Source organism: Psychrobacter sp. JCM 18901 (assembly GCF_000586435.1).
Classification (GTDB): Bacteria; Pseudomonadota; Gammaproteobacteria; order Pseudomonadales; family Moraxellaceae; genus Psychrobacter.
This window is the reverse complement of the sequence record NZ_BAWH01000014.1, coordinates 1-18,169: the sequence shown is the minus strand read 5'-3', so window position 1 is coordinate 18,169 and position 18,169 is coordinate 1. Positions and strand designations below refer to the sequence as shown.

At 40.9% G+C, this 18,169-nt stretch carries 13 protein-coding genes and 5 pseudogenes; 1 reads left to right on the top strand and 17 read right to left on the bottom strand.

Going from position 1 to position 18,169, the window contains the following annotated elements; translation table 11 throughout:
• Positions 1 to 187 precede the first annotated feature (187 nt).
• Positions 188 to 1,482 (bottom strand): annotated as a pseudogene (locus tag TT11_RS10705) (OmpA family protein).
• A gap of 586 nt (positions 1,483 to 2,068) precedes the next feature.
• Between TT11_RS10705 and TT11_RS10700 the strand changes: the two are divergent.
• Complete coding sequence (locus tag TT11_RS10700) at positions 2,069 to 2,797, top strand: GspH/FimT family pseudopilin (protein WP_261870449.1); 729 nt, start codon at positions 2,069 to 2,071, stop codon at positions 2,795 to 2,797.
• A gap of 20 nt (positions 2,798 to 2,817) precedes the next feature.
• Here the strand turns inward: TT11_RS10700 and TT11_RS10695 are convergent, their stop codons facing one another.
• The 16 genes and pseudogenes from TT11_RS10695 to TT11_RS10615 form a co-directional block, all read right to left on the bottom strand.
• Positions 2,818 to 3,591, bottom strand: a complete 774-nt coding sequence (locus TT11_RS10695) for a pyridoxine 5'-phosphate synthase (protein ID WP_261870448.1) — start codon at positions 3,589 to 3,591, stop codon at positions 2,818 to 2,820.
• Between the two features lie 42 nt (positions 3,592 to 3,633).
• Positions 3,634 to 4,448 (bottom strand): annotated as a pseudogene (locus tag TT11_RS10690) (DNA repair protein RecO).
• A gap of 63 nt (positions 4,449 to 4,511) precedes the next feature.
• Positions 4,512 to 5,477, bottom strand: a pseudogene (gene era, locus TT11_RS10680) (GTPase Era).
• Positions 5,478 to 5,797: 320 nt separating this feature from the next.
• A complete protein-coding gene (gene rnc / locus TT11_RS10675) occupies positions 5,798 to 6,622 on the bottom strand; it encodes a ribonuclease III (RefSeq protein ID WP_261870445.1) in 825 nt (274 codons plus the stop codon).
• A 102-nt stretch (positions 6,623 to 6,724) separates the two neighbouring features.
• Positions 6,725 to 7,117 (bottom strand): DUF4845 domain-containing protein, encoded by a 393-nt coding sequence (locus TT11_RS10670; protein WP_220455960.1) that lies wholly within the window; start codon positions 7,115 to 7,117, stop codon positions 6,725 to 6,727.
• Between the two features lie 131 nt (positions 7,118 to 7,248).
• Entirely contained in the window at positions 7,249 to 8,151 is a 903-nt protein-coding gene (gene lepB, locus TT11_RS10665) for a signal peptidase I (protein ID WP_261870444.1), read from the bottom strand.
• 102 nt (positions 8,152 to 8,253) lie between these two features.
• A pseudogene (gene lepA, locus TT11_RS10660) lies at positions 8,254 to 10,053 on the bottom strand (translation elongation factor 4).
• A 389-nt stretch (positions 10,054 to 10,442) separates the two neighbouring features.
• On the bottom strand, positions 10,443 to 11,657 hold the full coding sequence (locus TT11_RS10655) for a capsule biosynthesis protein (protein ID WP_261870443.1): 1,215 nt from the start codon (positions 11,655 to 11,657) through the stop codon (positions 10,443 to 10,445).
• A gap of 145 nt (positions 11,658 to 11,802) precedes the next feature.
• Positions 11,803 to 12,894, bottom strand: a complete 1,092-nt coding sequence (locus TT11_RS10650) for a hypothetical protein (protein WP_261870442.1) — start codon at positions 12,892 to 12,894, stop codon at positions 11,803 to 11,805.
• Positions 12,842 to 14,287 carry a hypothetical protein gene (locus TT11_RS10645; protein WP_261870441.1) on the bottom strand — a complete coding sequence of 482 codons (1,446 nt, stop codon included), beginning with the start codon at positions 14,285 to 14,287 and terminating at the stop codon, positions 12,842 to 12,844. The genes TT11_RS10650 and TT11_RS10645 overlap by 53 nt, the downstream gene beginning before the upstream one ends.
• Before the next feature lie 75 nt (positions 14,288 to 14,362).
• Positions 14,363 to 14,812, bottom strand: a complete 450-nt coding sequence (locus TT11_RS10640) for an SLBB domain-containing protein (RefSeq protein WP_261870440.1) — start codon at positions 14,810 to 14,812, stop codon at positions 14,363 to 14,365.
• 47 nt (positions 14,813 to 14,859) lie between these two features.
• Entirely contained in the window at positions 14,860 to 15,042 is a 183-nt protein-coding gene (locus TT11_RS10635) for a hypothetical protein (protein WP_261870439.1), read from the bottom strand.
• Complete coding sequence (locus TT11_RS10630; RefSeq protein WP_261870438.1) at positions 15,033 to 16,133, bottom strand: polysaccharide biosynthesis/export family protein; 1,101 nt, start codon at positions 16,131 to 16,133, stop codon at positions 15,033 to 15,035. The genes TT11_RS10635 and TT11_RS10630 overlap by 10 nt, the downstream gene beginning before the upstream one ends.
• 55 nt (positions 16,134 to 16,188) lie before the next feature.
• Positions 16,189 to 17,226, bottom strand: coding sequence for a capsule biosynthesis protein (locus TT11_RS10625; protein WP_261870437.1), 1,038 nt, complete (start codon positions 17,224 to 17,226; stop codon positions 16,189 to 16,191).
• 41 nt (positions 17,227 to 17,267) lie between these two features.
• Positions 17,268 to 17,945, bottom strand: a complete 678-nt coding sequence (locus TT11_RS10620) for an ABC transporter ATP-binding protein (RefSeq protein WP_261870436.1) — start codon at positions 17,943 to 17,945, stop codon at positions 17,268 to 17,270.
• Positions 17,946 to 17,985: 40 nt separating this feature from the next.
• Positions 17,986 to 18,169: pseudogene (locus TT11_RS10615) on the bottom strand (ABC transporter permease); the annotation flags it as partial.

Sequence of the window (18,169 nt, the reverse complement as noted above, 5' to 3'; positions counted from 1 at the left end):
ATCATACAGATTGCTATGCTATTGTACATACTGTTAATTTACAGAATGTTTGGGTGGCTAGTATAACATTATTGATTCATAAATTTATGTAATAACTCACTTTTCTCAATACATAAATAAAAAAGCCACCCATTGGGTGGCTTTTTTTGTAACTGTATATTTAACTATACGGTTATTTTGCTAATACTTACTGAACAACCATATCTTTAGTTTGTTCAACAGTCATTGTTTTGTCACCAGTGATGATGGCATAAACACGACGGTTCATAGCACGACCTTCTTCAGTGTCGTTTGAAGCGATTGGGTTATCATAGCCATAGCCTACAGTTGATAGACGGTTTGGAGCAATACCGAATTCATTAGTTAGCATAGATTTAACAGCAACGGCACGAGCTTCAGATAGACGTTGGTTATAACGTGCTGAAGGACCAGTCTTAGAAGCATGACCTTCTACACGAGCGGTAGAGTTAGGATACTCACGCATCTTCTCTGCTACTTTAGCGATTTCTGGCTTGTACTGGTTTTTGATAGCTGACTTGTCGTTATCAAAGAATACACGTAGTTCCATTTTCAGTTCGTCAGTAATGTCTACTGGTACTGGGCAACCGCGCTCATCAACCACAACGTTCATTGGAGTGCCTGGGCATGCATCGATGCTATCAGGTACGCCATCACCGTCAGAATCAAGATCAGCTTCAACAACAACTACTGGAGTATTGTCAACTACTGGCTCTTGCATAGGTGGTACTGCTACTGTAGGTGCTAGATGGCCACCTAGTACTACTTCTAGACCGGCCAAAGCCATGCCTTCCCACCAGTTGTTGTCAAAGTTATGAATCGCACGAGCTTCACCACGTAGGCTTAGCGCGTCATTGATGCGATACATAGCACCTAACCTAGGTTACCGATAGTGTCTTTAGAGTTTGATACTTCAGTACCAGCAGCAACTACTTCACCGTTAGAATTAGTATACTGTTCTTGGTTTTCTACTTTGATTTTAGACTGACCAGCACCTACTAGTACGTATGGCTTAAGTGCGCTATCAGTGTAACCAGTGAATTCTTCAGTACCGATCAAGAAGTTACCAGAAATCATTTCTTGTTCGATATCAAAGCGGTTAACGCCTGCATCAGCTGAATCTTCAGAAGCTTCACCGTTTGCGTCAGATACACCATACTCTACTTGGAACTGAGTAGAAGGAGTAAGTTCAATACCTAAAGCTGCACCAGTGTATAGGCTGCTTTCTTTAGCTACGCCACCATTAGTTACGTTTCCAGCACGGCCGTCAATAGAATTACCATTGGCATCTACATATAAGTCTTTACCAGTACGTAAAACTTCACGCTGTTTGTCAGAGGTATCACTGAATTCTTCAGTCATGTGATAACCAAGAAGCAACGGGCTAATAGTAACACCAGCATTAGCTGCCATCGGTGCAGCCGCTACAGCAACAAGGGCTAGAGCTATTTTATTCAATTTCATGGACTTCCTCCAAAGGATAATTTTAGTGATGCATTAAGCAAAACCGATTCTCAAGACGTACTAAGATAGACATCTCTTACGCATTTTAAGTTACAAAGCAAAACCAATTAAGGAGTAGCTTAGCGATTATTAATTCAGTTTACAACTTTTTTTCGTTAACGAGCTACACATTATTACACGATAATGTTGTAACTAAAACACAATAAACCGTCTAAGTTACCCAGAACTAACACACCTTACGCTTCTTATCTTTTACACCTCAGTTTGCGATAGATGAATAGTCCATTGATAGCTATTTTCTTGAAGTATTTTATTACAATTGGAATTTTTTCTCTATTGCTAATGTCGTTCTTTCACTAATTGAAACATTTTTTGACAGTCGCTATATATTACATATATATTGTAAAAAAACCAATATTCTTCTGAAAATCAAGTGATTAGGTGTTATATGTGCTTTATATACAGTGGAATAAGAGAAATTTTAAAGAATTTGGACAATTGGTTAGCTTAAAAGATAGTCAACACAAGGATGTGTGAGACGTTGTTTTTTACTTCAAAGATAAACAGCTATAGGATGTAGCGCATTATGATCTTGCTTAGTAAGATACTGGCCCATTATAAGAGAATAGCCATTTTTACCCTTTGTTTACCTATTTGTAAAAACGGCAGGTATGGAATTGATAATTTATTAGCTATTGCATCTAGGTTATTCAATAAACTATTGAAGTTTGTCATTTATAGGAAACCACTCCTTCAAAACGATAATATTTTAAATGCTAAGCAATCAAACGGCTTTACTCTCGTTGAGCTAACTGTGACGACAATGGTATTGGGAATTATCGCAGCTATTGCAGCGCCAAGTATCTTAACGCACTTAGCACGAATGGAAGCCCAAAGGGTCAAGCATCAATTAGAGAACACCTTATCCTTAGCAAAGGCCGAAAGTTATATAAGTCGGCAGGATGTCTTGGTTTGTTTATCGAATGATGCACAGCAGTGCCATAGGAACAGTGATAAAACGCTTCTGCTATTCGTAGATAAAAATAACAACAAGCATTTTGATTCTCAAGTAGATACCTTATTAACTCAGCAATCCTTAAACCTAAGATATAGTACAGTGAAGTTACGAGTTGGCGGTAGGCGTCACTACACTAAATTTTGGGGCGATAGCGGCAGACCTCGAGGACACTTCGGTCATATAAAATATTGCCCTACCTCTTCTTATAATAAATCAATGTACCAAATCTCTTTTAACCAATCCGGTATCGTCAAACATAAACTTAACGTAGACCACCCTACGAAATGTAATGGGTAATAGATGCCGTATATGCAAACCTATTTATGCATGGCCTCTTTCATCATTGTCACAGCGCTTTCTAGTCCTACGAAGACCGCATCTGCAATAAGTGCGTGACCAATATTTAACTCATAGATACCATCAATCTTTGCAATGGCATTAACATTGTCACACGTTAGACCATGACCCGCGTTAATAAGCAATTTATTATCTAGGCTCTGTGCTGTAGCTACTGCTTGTTCGATTCTTTTAAGTTCAGCCAACTGTGCTGCAGTATCATTTGCTAAGCCTGCTTCGGCATAAGCACCAGTATGCAATTCTATCGCGTCTGCACCACACTCGATCGCGGCTGCAATCTGCTTGTCATCAGGATCAATAAACAAAGAAACCTTAATATTAGAATCTTGTAGCTTATGAACATACTCTTTCAAAGACGTGACTTGACCTGCAACATCAAGACCACCTTCTGTCGTTAACTCTGCACGCTTTTCAGGTACTAGACATACCCAAAAAGGTTTAACTTCGCAAGCAATTGCAAGCATCTCATCAGTTGCGGCCATCTCTAGATTCATTCTCGTCGACAACTGCCCTGCCATTTCATAAACATCAGCATCTTGTATATGACGACGATCTTCACGCAGATGTATAGTGATACCATCTGCCCCTGCCTTTTCGCACAGTAATGCAGCAGCTAAAGGACTCGGATAACTCACACCGCGCGCTTGACGCAATGTTGCCACATGATCAATATTCACGCCTAACAAAGGTTTTTTTGTATTGTTTTCAGATGAGGTAGATACAGAGATACTCATAAAAATCCTTTGGACAATTAAGCCTAACTTATATAGTTGATACTACGATGATATTTGAGAATGCAGTTGTTGATAACGCTGCTGCTGCTGCCATAACAGACGGCTTTGTAGCGGCTGATAATCAAGCAAATGATCAATAAGATGTCGATGTAGTTTGGACCAATGGCTCAGCGTTTGCTCAGTAATACCTAAGCGTGCCATTTCTATGATATCTGCACCCTTAAAGACGGTCTGTCCAGACTCACTGGCTAAATGCTCAGATTCTTCATTATGTACCAATACAGGGAGCAAACCCACATCCGGTAAAAAGCGGTAAGTACAATCAGACTCGATGGGGTTTTCAACATTGTCATGCGTTAACGTTAAAGTGAATCCTAATTCAGTAAATAGATACTGCTCAAACTGACGTAGACAGAGACGAAGCTCGCTATTACTTAGAGGTTGTTTGAGTTGTTGTAGACTGATTTGATAATGCTGCCACAATACTGGCATTGGGTCTTCAGTAGGTAACAGCCGCCACAGAATCTCGTTTATATATAGTGCAGCATACTGATGTTGACCGCTGATATTAGCGTAAGGTACGGCTTCTAAGACAGCAAATGTACTATCTTTTTGAACACAGTCTTTTTGAATACTGTCAGCTTGAGTATTATCTTGCGAAGCAATATTAATTTGACTAAAGGTTTTTAGGTCGCGTTTGCCAGTAGCAAAAAGCTGTAACGGCATAAATAATGGCGCGCCTTTTTCCCAACACCATGTATCACACCGTGTTGTTGAGAAAAAAGATAATACAAAGCGCGCTTTTCCTGATAAGGACGCTGATGCAATAAATACCCGACGAGCGCTTCATTACGCATTTGTTATTACCTAAATAGTTAAAAGGCAGACAGTGCTTTTAAAGCGTTCGTTCTTAACCGCTATCAATAGCCCAAACTGGTCAACGCACGCTCATCATCAGACCAACCACGTTTCACTTTGACCCACAAAGTTAACATGATTTTTTTACCGAACAACTGCTCCATATCTTTACGAGCATCCATACCAACTTGTTTGATACGCTGGCCTTTATCACCGATAACGATGGCTTTTTGACCACCACGTTCAACATAGATGGTCGCATCGATGAAAGTACAAGCTTTGCGTGGACGCCCTGTTTTTGGATCAGTATGTGCAGGTTCGTCTTTAAACTCATCAATCTGTACGGTTAAATCATATGGCACTTCATCGCCCGCACTACGCATGATTTTTTTCGCGAATGATTTCACTGGCCAAAAATCGCTCAGAGCGATCTGTGATTTGCTCTGTATCATAAATAGGCGCAGCGACTGGTAAATGTGAGGCAATCACTTCTTGCAAACGATCTAAGTTTTGATTTTTTTAGTGCAGATACAGGAACGATATCAGCAAAATCGAACTATCGTTGAAGGTTTCGATAAGTGGTAGCACGCTGCCTTTATCTTTTAGAGTATCTGACTTATTGATAACCAATACGACTGTTAGATTGGTCTCACCGAGCTTTTGCAAGGTCAATAAATCATCGTCACGCCATTGATCTGAATCAACAACAAACAGTACTAAATCTACATCTACTAACGCCGATACCGCCGCTTTATTCATACGTTCGTTAATAGCACGTACTTCGTTACGGTGAATACCTGGTGTATCAACAAACACCGCTTGCATTTCATGGTTTGACAAAATGCCATGAATACGATGACGGGTGGTTTGTGGTTTGCGTGAAGTAATAGACAGCTTTTGACCTAATAAGTGATTCATCAAAGTTGACTTGCCCACATTTGGTCGTCCAACAATGGCCACATAACCTGCTCTAAAATCATCAGCATCCGAGTATTGCCACTTGGCGCAAAAAATTCTTCAATAGCCATATCATTGTCTAATGCAATATCTTCTGCATCAATACTATCAGTCTCTTCGGTAACTTCGATATTGTTTTGGCTTAAATCGATATCTGTGTTTTCACCCAAACTTTGGGTGCTGTCTTCATTGTTTGATGGCAAATCAGTATGATTGCTCATAAGTTAATCCTATAGGGTTTGTGTCTAGCCGAACAGTCGTTGATGCTAAATTTATTTAGTCACCATTAAAAACGAGCTAGAAACATTTAAAGTTTTAAAATAAATAATATGTGAGGTAGTTTTAATGTATGTTTGCCAAGTTACAACCAATCTAAGCTAATACTCTGCATCTAAAAATGCATTAAATAGACATCGGCTATACACGTTTTTTTGGCAGATCCTGGCAATTTATGTAATTGGTTAATCATAAGCTCTGCTGCTTTTTGTTCAGCGATACGGCGGCTCTCACCAGATTCAGTAATATCAGGGCAGTTATTGATATTGACATGACAACGTACAACGAAAATTTGATGCGGTGCATTACCACGCGTTTCCATGAGCTCGTAATTAGGCAAGTCAAACTGTTTAGATTGTAGCCATTCTTGCAGCCGACTCTTGGCGTCCTTCAATGCTTTTTGGTCATTGACATTATCAATCAGATCACCATACCAAGAGAGAACACATTTACGAGTAATATCCATATCCTGACTGTCTAAATAGATAGCACCAATCAGAGACTCTACAGCATCCGCCAGTATGGAAGCACGATTGCGACCGCCACCTTTGCGCTCACCTACTCCTAATATAAGATGGTTAGACAGCTCTAAGTTTTGAGCGATAATTACCAACGACTCTTGGCGCACCAATGTCGCGCGCATACGCGTTAAGCGCCCTTCATTTTGACTAGGATAACGATGATATAAAGCTTCACCCACAATCATCCCTAAAAGTGCATCACCTAAAAACTCTAGGCGCTCATAGTTTTTTTTGCTATCAAATGAGCGATGCGTTAACGCAAGTTTAGGTAGACTCAAGTCATTGAACTCGTAGCCTAACTTACGCGTTAATACGGCTAACCGCTGAATAAATTCCGAGCTAACAACAAGCGTGTCAACAGATGTACTATTTTTTTGGGAAGTAGGAACCGCTTGGGAATGTTGCGAAGTTGGTTTCATGCGTGGTTTGTGGTTATCCCTTCTGCTTGACAGATTTAGTTTAATAATATTATTTGATATATTTTATGAAATAATGAAAGCGCTATGTCGTACTATGATGGCTTACTCTGCTGTTGCCATTTCAATGGCCCCTTCGAAACGGTTCACAATGTCAACATTGCTAAAAAAGTTATTAGTTACTGCATATTCTTTATAAATAGCCAATTGACCTGTTTTTTTATCGGTAAAAGTAAATACGTCTTCGGCTTTAGTATCGTAATCTGCGTTAATTGATAACTGTTTGTTGACACGTTCAACAAACTGTTTGGCTGTCTCTTTATTATTATTGGCTTCTTTTAGCTGTGCACTTAATACCTTGGTCAGTTGATAGTCACCAATCTGAGCCGGTACGATAGCTACTGTCAACTTAGTCGCAATACCTAAAAGCATAATAATGAGAACAATGTTTGTCACACTGGCGCCGCGCTGCATAGCCAAACCAGATAATTGCTGCATTATGATATCCTTCTAAAGATAAACGACTATTTCGAATAAGTGTATAAATAATAAATAGCTATTGATTATTTATCAACGATATTAGCATAAAACCATCGTCAACCAATCAACCTCTAGACAATCTCATAATCTTAATTGATAGTACCATTACGTTCAAAGGTCGGTAGGTTAAGACCAGGTGGTTTATGCATCCAAATATAAACTGCCTTACCTGCTAGGTTTTCATCCGGAACGAAGCCCCAAAATCTACCGTCTGCGCTGCGATCCCGGTTATCACCCATCACAAAATACTGATCTTCTGGCACATCAATACGCCACTCAGTACCTTCTGATTCAACCACCTCTGGTGATTGTTGCTGCAAAAATGGCGCGTATTGTGAACTGTTCATGCCATCTAAATAGCGCACGAGGTGCTTGTTGTCACCTTGTACTTCTTCAAAATATTGTGCCGCATCTTCTTCTTGCTGGCCCATTGCAGAAGCACTCTCTTCGGTCAGCACTTGACCTGGACCAATTTGCCCTGGTAAGTATAGCTGTGAAGTCAATTCAGCATTTGCCGCAAAATCTACAGACTTAGTCTCAATAGGTACGTCATTGATAGACAACGTGCCTTGACTATAACTCACGCTATCCCCAGGCAAACCGATAACGCGTTTAATATAATAAATGCTCGGGTTCTCAGGATAGCGAAACACTGCCACATCACCATGTTCAGGTTCACCAGTATCTAGCACCTTATTATAGGTTAACGGCAGGCGCACGCCATATGCATACTTATTAACAGCAATGAAGTCACCCGTATATAGCGTCGGCACCATAGACGATGATGGGATATTAAATGGCTCAATTAAAAATGAGCGTACTATCAATACCACTGCTAACACAGGGAAAAAGTCATAAGCCCAGCGCACTAGTAAGCCTTCTTGACCTCGACCACGAGTTTTGCGCTGTTTGAGCGCTAGCTTATCTAACAGCCAAACAATTCCTAGGACTATAGTTAACGGCACTAAAATTAAATTAAAATCAAAATCCATACCAAATTGCCTATTAACGAGCGGCTTATCTAATACCTTTACGATAAGACTCACTACATTTGACTGTTATCTACAATGGTTATCTTAAATTAAGCTCAATGATTAGCTATCAACTTGCAACACAGCTAAGAAGGCTTCTTGTGGGATTTCCACATTACCTACTTGCTTCATACGTTTTTTTTACCTGCTTTCTGCTTAGACAGTAGCTTTTTCTTACGTGATACATCGCCACCATAGCATTTTGCTAATACGTCTTTACGCATGGCTTTTACCGTACTACGACCAATGATTTGGCTACCGATAGCGGCTTGAATGGCAACATCAAACATTTGGCGCGGAATTAACTCTTTCATCTTCGTAACCAGTGCATTACCACGATAACGTGATTGGGTTTCGTGCACGATCATCGCTAAGGCATCAACTTTATCGCCATTGATTAGTACATCAACTCTCACCAACTTATCGGCTTGATAACGTTCAAAGTTATAGTCTAGCGATGCAAAACCACGTGAGACTGACTTTAGGCGATCAAAGAAATCCATGACCACTTCGCCCATTGGGATATCAAATATCAGCTGTACTTGTCGACCCATAAAACGCATATCAACCTGAACGCCACGACGCTCAATACATAGCGTCATTACATTGCCTAAGAATTCTTGCGGTACCAAAATTTGACAGCGGGCAATTGGCTCACGGAATTCTTCTATGTTGTTTGGCTCAGGTAGATGTGATGGATTATCTACATAGATTACATCACCGTTCTTTTTCTCAATTTCGTAAATAACTGAGGGCGCTGTAGTAATCAAATCTAAATCATATTCACGCTCTAGACGCTCTTGGATAATCTCCATGTGCAGCATACCCAAGAAGCCACAGCGGAAACCAAAGCCAAGCGCATCCGACGTATCTGGCTCAAAAAACAGCGAAGCATCGTTGATTTGCAGTTTTTGCAAAGCTTCACGGAATTTTTCAAAATCACTCGAATCCACTGGGAACATACCAGAATAGACTTGTGGCGTGACTTGTTTAAAGCCTGGGATACGATCCACATCAGGGTCTTAGCATGAGTGATAGTGTCGCCTACTGGTGCTCCGGCAATATCCTTAATACCCGCAATAACAAAGCCGACTTCCCCTGCTTCTAAAACACCCGTATCTACAGGCTTAGGCGTAAAGACACCAATCGAGCCAACCAGATGTGCCTCTTGAGTCGATTTGATATATAACTTGTCACCTTTACGTATAGTACCTTCACGCACCCGTACCAATGAAACCACGCCCAAATAATTATCGAACCAAGAGTCAATAATTAGTGCTTGGAGTGGCGCTTCACGATCACCAGTTGGTGCTGGAATAAATTCGACCAATGCTTCTAATAGTTTGTCGACACCCAGACCAGATTTCGCTGATACACGCGGTGCGTCAACGGCATCGATACCGATAATATCTTCAATTTCTTGAATGACGCGCTCAGGCTCAACTTGCGGGAGATCAATCTTATTTAACACCGCCATGACCTCTAAGCCTTGATCAACGGCTGTATAGCAATTGGCTACTGACTGCGCTTCTACGCCTTGAGCGGCATCAACAACCAACAGCGCGCCTTCGCAAGCCGCTAATGAACGCGAAACTTCATATGAAAAATCGACGTGACCCGGGGTATCAATAAAGTTAAGCTGATAGCGCTCACCATTTGGATGATCATAAAACAGTGTTACTGACTGTGCTTTGATAGTGATACCGCGCTCACGCTCAATATCCATTGAGTCGAGTACCTGCGCCTGCATCTCGCGATCTTGCAAGGCACCGCACATCTGAATAAAACGATCGGCAAGCGTCGACTTGCATGATCAATGTGGGCAATGATTGAAAAGTTACGAATATTGGCTAATGCAGTCACAAAGCGCCTACTAAATTAAGGGTGATAGAGTAATAAAACTAAAAAAATAAATACTGTCAGATGCAATTGATAACGTGCTTGTACTCTTTGAAGGTTAACCGTTATAACAAGCCGATCGGGCTAATACTACCGTCTAAATCCATAGTCAAGCACATTAACTCTTATGCGTAGACATAAAAGAGTATTCTAGCAGTTTTCCACTGCAAAGTAAGGCGATTTTGTTAGAAGAGATGTGACTTACAGATGAAATGACAAGCTAAAAAAAGGATAACGCAACAATCGTTACACTTGTTGAACTTCGTTTCTTTATATAGATACTATTATAATTACTATGACTTCTTAGAAACAAAAGCGAATAAATGACTAGGGTAAATTGGTTTTAGACATATCTACGTCTGTCGTTTCACTGCCAGTTTGGCACAAATACTTATACATCCATGCGATCTGCCATAAAAAGCACCATTTATTTGAGTTTGCTCTATCAGATACTCACGAAATCTCAAATAAAATTCATTATCTGGGCCCTTAGGCTGCTGCCAAAAATCATCAAGCGGCTTTTGATCTGTTAGCTTAGGAATATCGTAAATTGCACGACCCATAACCTTAGTAGGTTTCTTATGATAAACCGACTGCAAGCCTGTCGTACTGTTAATAGTCACCATGCCAATACTATATTTCATCAAAGTTGGCAGGTGCATATCACAACCATAGAAAACACGATGAGACACTTGATAGCGCTCAGCTAGGCTAGCTACCAGCTCCCGATAGTCTCTATGACCACGATCCAATGGATGATGCTTAAACACAAGTAACTGTTTTTGCTTAGCAAATTTTGCAAAGCTTGCGATAGACTTATCAATGAACTGTACCACATCACGATAATCACTATGATGGGTAATCTGTGAGTCATTATGCACTTGCAAACTGATCAAAAAGTAATTGTTACTTTCTTGCTTGATCAGTCTATTTTGCAATTGTTTATCTGGCAAATATCCTCGTAGCTTCCGCCACGGTGCTTTTAACCAAGCGATGGCCTCTTGCCAAGCGGTCATACCACGATAATGCGAATAATGTGGATAACGACTTTTATAAAGCCAAGCAATGATGTAATAGACGATGGCCGCGATACTTAAGCGATAAAATCGATTATGTGTGTATAAAGGCTGATCATTGGCTTTCTTAAGCGCTTTAATCTCAGCAGTGTTTAGACGTGAATAGCCATTAATCCCATGCTCTTGTAAGGTAATGTAATCAGGACGCAAGTACCCTTCTTCAAAGACAAAAAATGAAATACCTAGCTTCTCACTGATACACGCTGCTTGAGTATGATGCGGTCGACAATCGCCAAAGCATACAATCGCATCAATGGCATTTTCTTTAATGAACGCCTGCAACCAAGAGGAAAATTGCGCTAATGTATTGGTATATTCGTAGGTATTGTCGTGATGGTAAAAAAAGGCATCGCCTGCATTAAAATTGATTTTGCTTACTTTAATGTCTTGAATTTGCAAGAATGACGAAAAGCGATTAAAAAACCCACCCATTTTCCCTTGTAGTAGCAAGACATGTCGATGAGTAAGCAAGTGAGACATCGAAGCTGCCATAGTACTGGGCTACCATTAAATGAGAAAATAAGAGATAAAAATGAGAAAGGTCATGCAACCGTGCGAAAACACATAGCGTAAAAATGATTATACCGAAAAAGCACCTATTTGTCGCAATGCAATTATACGGTGCTACTCTGGTAAATCAACGAGACATTTTACGCAATTTTTGTTGCCATCGATGACGTTGCTGCATAAAACGTGTGGTCGCGTGACGTTTAAACTTTGTAGGTAAAGACGAGTTCACAGTCTTAGCTGAACTATTTGAAGTACTAGCCATTTCAGATTGCGATTCTTCACTATTCGCAAGCAGATGCGAGTCTTTGAGAGGGTATAAATAATCGATCACCTGTTCTACTTGTGCTAATCCATAGCCATCAGGCAGACGATACAACGGATAACATATAAGCCCGCCATATATTAGCTGCTCAAAAGTCAAAGGTATATCTCGTTGACGTCTTTTTAGATAGGTAGCTTTTGGTAACGACTGCTCGTCAATATCTGTGGTCAACCCCCAACCTGCATAAAACGGCAATCCATAACAGGTAACGTCCAACCCTCGCAGCAACGCTTCAAAACCAGTCAGTGAGCTGATCGTATGAACCTCATCCACCCATTCTAAGCAATCAGGCAGCGCAGTATCGTAGGCAACCGCTTGAACTTGTTGTAGATGGGCTTCTGATACTTTACCCGCTCGCAGTCCTGCTTCGACATCAGGATGCGGCTTATAAATCAAATAAGCGTCTGGGTTATCTTGTCGTACACGTTCGATCAGACCACTGTTTGTCTTTATTGTAGAGCCGCAGTACTGTACTGACAAATCGTCCTCTACCTGACCGATAATAAGAACGCGTCGTCTCCCAGATATTTTGGCATCCTGCATCCACGAATTATTTTGGATGCTAGAAACATCTATACCAGCCCCAACATTGTATTTACTTACCCGCTGATTCAGCAGTTTGTCTTGCAGTTTTTTTACGCGAAGACGCTGTTCAGAACTCAGTGGCTGACAATTTTGCAGCAATGTTTCTAAATCTGAAGGTTGGGTCGCATCGTAATAAATACCTTGCTTATCTATTACAACAGACAGTGGTGCCAATAAAGTAGCACCTAGACCGTTTGATCGGATAAACCCATCTTCCATACAATAAATAGCTGGCATATCCGAGCTTTGTTCAGCAAGTTTACTCTGTAGCTTTTTCTGTACTTGCTGACGTTTGGCTAAACCCCATACCAATAAAGGTTGGCTGAAATTGACACGGAAATGATCTGGATGTAACAGGTTTTTTTAGACGTGGTTTTGGTTTGATAAATAATGTCGTACGCGGTAGGTCTGTAAAGGCTTTGACAAATGGCAACTTCCAACGACTAAATTCATATACAGTCAAATCGCCTTCAAGTCGCGCTTGCCACCGCCGATTGGTCACTAGCCATTCGATGGCTGCATCGATATCACAAGCCTGTTTCGTTGCCGGATCTACATAACGACTGTAATCAATATAAGCACTATAAAATAATGTTTCTAATGACGTTTCAAGCGTCTTATGTGACGTCGCAGGAAACACTGCTGAGTTTGACAAATCTCTATTATTGAGAAGTATCTCAGCTGACTCTAAACGACGTTTTTGAACTGCTTTAAGTAAATTTTTAGGTGCGTTAGTGTCATCGGTCAGCCCCCAAGCACTATACCAGCTGACTCCAAAGCAATGTACTCTTTTACCTAGCATTAATGCTTCAAAGCCCATATGTGAGCTGACGGTATAGACCTCACTTACTTGTTTAAGCAGTTCAATAGGATTGAGAGACTCTGTCAATAAACTAACGTTTTTAGGCAGTTTTAAGTTGGATAAATAGCCTGATTTTGACGCAGGATGAGCCTTTATCCAAATATGGGCGTTAGGATGGTTGTGGCATGCAGATTTTAGCATCTTCTTAAATTGACGTTTATTCGCACCAGCACCTTTAACAGAGGCATCACCCGCTACTTGGTCAATCAACAGGATATGTGATGGTGAAACACTTTCTTTTTCGTTAATATTTTCTTCATTAATCAATTTGTCCAACGACGGACAATCGATTATAGAATTATATTTACTCAGTTTTTCTTCGCATATACGTGTCATCAGATGATGAGCACGTGCCTCGTCTGCTGCGCGATCATTGCTAGTACTCTTGGTGCGCTCAACAATCAACTGCTCGAGGCGCGAGTGATGCGTCATATCAAAGTAGATACCAACGTCATCGATAACCACACTCAAACCGTGGCGACTATTAATACCTGAATCTAATGAACGCAAAAATCCATCTTCAATACTGAAAGCATTCACATTCTGACGAGTGGCGGCTTTATTAGCTCTTTGGAAGCTTTTCTTATGCCCCCATCCAATAAATGCCTCAGGTTGTGATTTTTTCTTGCGATTTATCAGGCTGTGTTGCAAGCCTGACCACGGATACCAGCGCTGGATATCAGCTTGCAACACTTGCGAGAGTAGCAAGTTATTGTGGCACATACCTTTACCAACTACTGCCAACTGCTTTGGTGATTGGTACTGTGATGAAGGCGAAAGTAGCGCATGATCAGAGGTAGACATAGTAGATACCTTGACTTCATTCGCTACTTCTTTTGCCATATCTTTAATACCTTTACTCGTTAATTTTGGTTAAATCTATTCAACAGTCATCGTTAAGGTGTAACTGGCTAACCGTTATAGATCTAGAACTACCTTGGCAGCAATTGCTAACTGATAAACAATCTGTGATAGACCGCGAGCAATCTCCACACGCTTAGTTTTAACTTTCGGTAATACCATAATCTCATCACCCTGCTGGATACGATACGCAGTATTGACCACTTGGCTCGCCCCATTTTGATGAATAATTAAGATATCTTTTGTATCAGCGTTATCAGAGAAACCACCAGAATTAGCCACATAATCGCCAACGGTATAGTCAGGATTAAAGGTAAGTGCCCCTTGTGCTCGTACCTGACCGTTGACTGTAATGACTGATGTTTGTGCTGGTATCTCAATGATGTCGCCCTGTTGCAGAATAATATCTTGCCATGAATTTGGCACAACGACGATTTGACCGTCAGTCTGTACATTACGAGCCTTGGCGACGAACTGTTTAACCAATGCTGCATCATCTTGACGCAATGCGGCTTCTTCACGAGTCGTTGACTGAGTGGCAAGCGTTAGCTCTTCTAACGGTCGAGCGACTCGTTAATCATGCGTTTTTGTTGCTCAGCAACAGATTCACGATAGATGGTTAGATGCGTTAATTTCGCCAGTGGGCTTGGCTGTAATTGTGGCACGATATCTTTTAGACGCGCGCCATATGGTACAACCATCGCGCCATTACCAGTATGTGCACCTTTTACCTGCACCGCGATGTACCTGCGTAACGATCTGACGTTACTACCATTTGATCGCCGTTATAGACAGGAACATTTTGGGCTTCACTTAATGAGTAGTACTCTGCCGTTTGTGCACGTCCTGCACTGCGAGTGATACTGACATTAGTAGCATTGGCTGCTGGATTAGACACTTGCAACACATCACCAATAGTCAGATCATTCACATCAAATTCAAAAGTATATTCGTTTTGAACTTGACCGCTTACCACGAATGTCTTTTTCTGCGGTGCCACGGTGATGACATCACCATCTCGAAATGAAAAAGCCTGTAATTTACCTGCTAGCAAAAAGTCATATAAATTGACTTGCTGTAGCATTTGACCATTGCGCTTGATTTGGATATCGATATAACTACCGCGTGTTGGGTCAACGCCGCCTGCTCTATCTAAATAAGACAATACCGAGTCTGCTGCTAGACCACCGTAATAGCCTGGCTGCTTAACAAAACCTGTGACGAATACTTTAACTGGCTGCGCCTGCTCTAATGAAGCATAAACGCCTACATTCGATCGGTAAATACGACTGACGGCACTTTTGACCACATTCTGTAAGCTACCATTTTGCACACCAGAGACACGGACTGGTCCAACGTTTGGTAAGAAAATATTACCTTGTGGATCGACGGTCATGGTAGCAGCATACTGGTAAGCGCCCCACATTCTTACTTGGACGTTATCACCAGGGTTAATCACATAGCTATCATTGAAGGTAGAGCCTGAAGTCGTCGAAAATGCTCCACGGAACAATTGCTCACCGAACATCATATCTTGAGTTTTGATATCTTGATAAGGACGCGTTGTATTGATAACTGACTGGCTTGGTAAGCTTGCTGCATTGACCGCTTCTTGAGTCGTTGCTTGCCCTGGCACTGCCCCAGCAAATGCTTGGGTAGACACGTTAATATTGCTCTGGTTCTGAGATTGGCTCATATTATTGTTGCTTGTGCCAAAGCCCGAACCTGATATTTGATCTGCATAACTGCTTGCAGCTGTTGCAGACATACTAGTCGCCGCCATTGCCAAGCTTGTCGCTATCACGATAGAACGTGGTTTCATATTCATGAGTTATATTCCTTTCCTGATCTATCGATCATTACTGATATCTGGTTTTTCAAGATTAGCTACGGTGATCACGGACAACTGCCATTACCAAACGCACAAAGCCGTATAGCATTAAGAGCAATGCAAGCGATGTCCAAATAAGATACGCTTGGCGCGGGTAAGTTGCATCTTCAGCTTCGTAGGGCGTTGAGATCACAATCAAGTTTTTCATTTTCTTGAATGCTTCTAGTCTTGATTTTTCAAGCGATGATAACGACAATTTATACAACTCGGTAGCAAAATCCACATCTGCCTTGATGGTCTCAAACTGTACCGCTTGACGGTTCAACTTGGTTGTATTTGGTGATGTCAATTTGGTTTGTTCTTGAGTGATTTGCTCTTCAACAGCCTTTATCTGACTTCTTAGTGAAACCACTTGCGGCGCATCTGGATTTAGATAACTGAGTAACTGACGCTCTTCGGTACGCAACGAGCTTAATTGCGCTTGCAAGCTGCCAATCAACTGATTGACGATTTGCGCATTGGCTTGTGGGTCATAGATTTCGTTTTCATTCTGATAGTTTAATAACTGCTCTTTGGCATCATTTAAACGCTCTTCTGATTCGTCTAACTGAGTTTCTGCAAACGCCAATTGATCACGAGCCACTTCTTGTGAAATGCGGTTTACAAAACGCTCAGACTCTCCTAAGATAGCTTTGTTCAGCTCAAAAGCATACTTTGAGTCAAAGCCTTCTGTTGATACTGAAAGCACATAGCTCTGCTCATCAAGGTTAATGTGAACCCTTTTTTCGAAGTACTCAAGCAGCTCCTCTTGTGTTGCATCAGGATCAATTTCATAAATAGGGTCGGAACCATCAACATAGTAAGCTTCACGGAACTTAAACTTGTTATTTAGCCGCTTAACCATATCATTTGACAAAATATACTCTGTCAAATAAGTCGCATCTTCTTTACTGGTACTATTGACGCCTAATAGAGCGGATAGACCTCCAGCTGCTGGCACGCTCGAATCACTGACTTGCTTCACCACCACATCTGCAGTCGAAACGAAGCGTGGATGTGCCAGTGTCATTACATAGTATATAACGAGCAACCAAGGAAGGCCGACCAAGCCGATAAACAGCGAAAGGTTAATTATCTTACTTTTTTTGCTTTGTGGATATGCTTTTCATAAACCTCAATCGCTTCTGTTGTATCGTCAAAGACGTGTGCTGTTTGATCCATTAACACGATGCCAATATCACAATTACGCTTTATATCACCAATATCATGTGACACTATTAAAAAACCTGCTTGTGCGCGGCGGGCCGCTAAAATCTCTTCACTACGCTTACGGAATGCCGCATCCCCAACGGCACCTGCTTCATCGAGCATATAGTAATCAAAATCAAAGGCCAAGCTTAAACCGAACGTTAAGCGGGCTCTCATTCCTGATGAATAGCTCTTAACTGGCATATCAAAATAATTACCAATATTTGCAAACTCTTCGACAAAACGAATTTTTTCATTAACATAAGAGCCACTAGAATATAGACGGCAGACGAAACGAACGTTTTGACGCCCGGTCAAACTGCCCTGAAAACCACCTGAAACCCCAACTGGCCAAGAAATAGTAGAATTAGTAAAAATTTCTCCCTGATCAGGCTTATCAAGACCGCAAATGATACGTAGTAAGGTTGATTTCCCAGCACCATTACGTCCCAATAGACCCACACTTTGCTTGTCACCAATGGTTAGATTTAAATTTTTAAATAAATAATGTCGACCTTGTTTGGTCATAAATGACTTAGAAATATTTCGAATTTCAATCATTTTATCATCCTAGGTTAAAACTGGTAGTATGCTTGATGACTTATTTGGAACGTATTAAATCTCTTTCTACTGCTTTATACATCAACAAACCTAAGAAATTTACTGCAATAGTCCATTTTAGAAAATATGTCATATCAATATGATAAGCTGGATAGTTAGGTGCTAAAGCATGTCTTATCAGTTCGATATTATGAATAAAAGGATTGTATAGCAAATAGCTAAAA

Excerpts from the sequence above, each read along its gene's own strand:
- rnc (WP_261870445.1), bottom strand. The coding sequence starts at position 6,622 with ATGAAACCAACTTCGCAACATTCCCAAGCGGTTCCTACTTCCCAAAAA.
- lepB (WP_261870444.1), bottom strand. The coding sequence starts at position 8,151 with ATGGATTTTGATTTTAATTTAATTTTAGTGCCGTTAACTATAGTCCTA.
- TT11_RS10700 (WP_261870449.1), top strand. The coding sequence starts at position 2,069 with ATGATCTTGCTTAGTAAGATACTGGCCCATTATAAGAGAATAGCCATT.
- TT11_RS10620 (WP_261870436.1), bottom strand. The coding sequence starts at position 17,945 with ATGATTGAAATTCGAAATATTTCTAAGTCATTTATGACCAAACAAGGT.
- TT11_RS10670 (WP_220455960.1), bottom strand. The coding sequence starts at position 7,117 with ATGCAGCAATTATCTGGTTTGGCTATGCAGCGCGGCGCCAGTGTGACA.
- TT11_RS10645 (WP_261870441.1), bottom strand. The coding sequence starts at position 14,287 with ATGGCAAAAGAAGTAGCGAATGAAGTCAAGGTATCTACTATGTCTACC.
- TT11_RS10630 (WP_261870438.1), bottom strand. The coding sequence starts at position 16,133 with ATGAATATGAAACCACGTTCTATCGTGATAGCGACAAGCTTGGCAATG.
- TT11_RS10695 (WP_261870448.1), bottom strand. The coding sequence starts at position 3,591 with ATGAGTATCTCTGTATCTACCTCATCTGAAAACAATACAAAAAAACCT.
- TT11_RS10655 (WP_261870443.1), bottom strand. The coding sequence starts at position 11,657 with ATGGCAGCTTCGATGTCTCACTTGCTTACTCATCGACATGTCTTGCTA.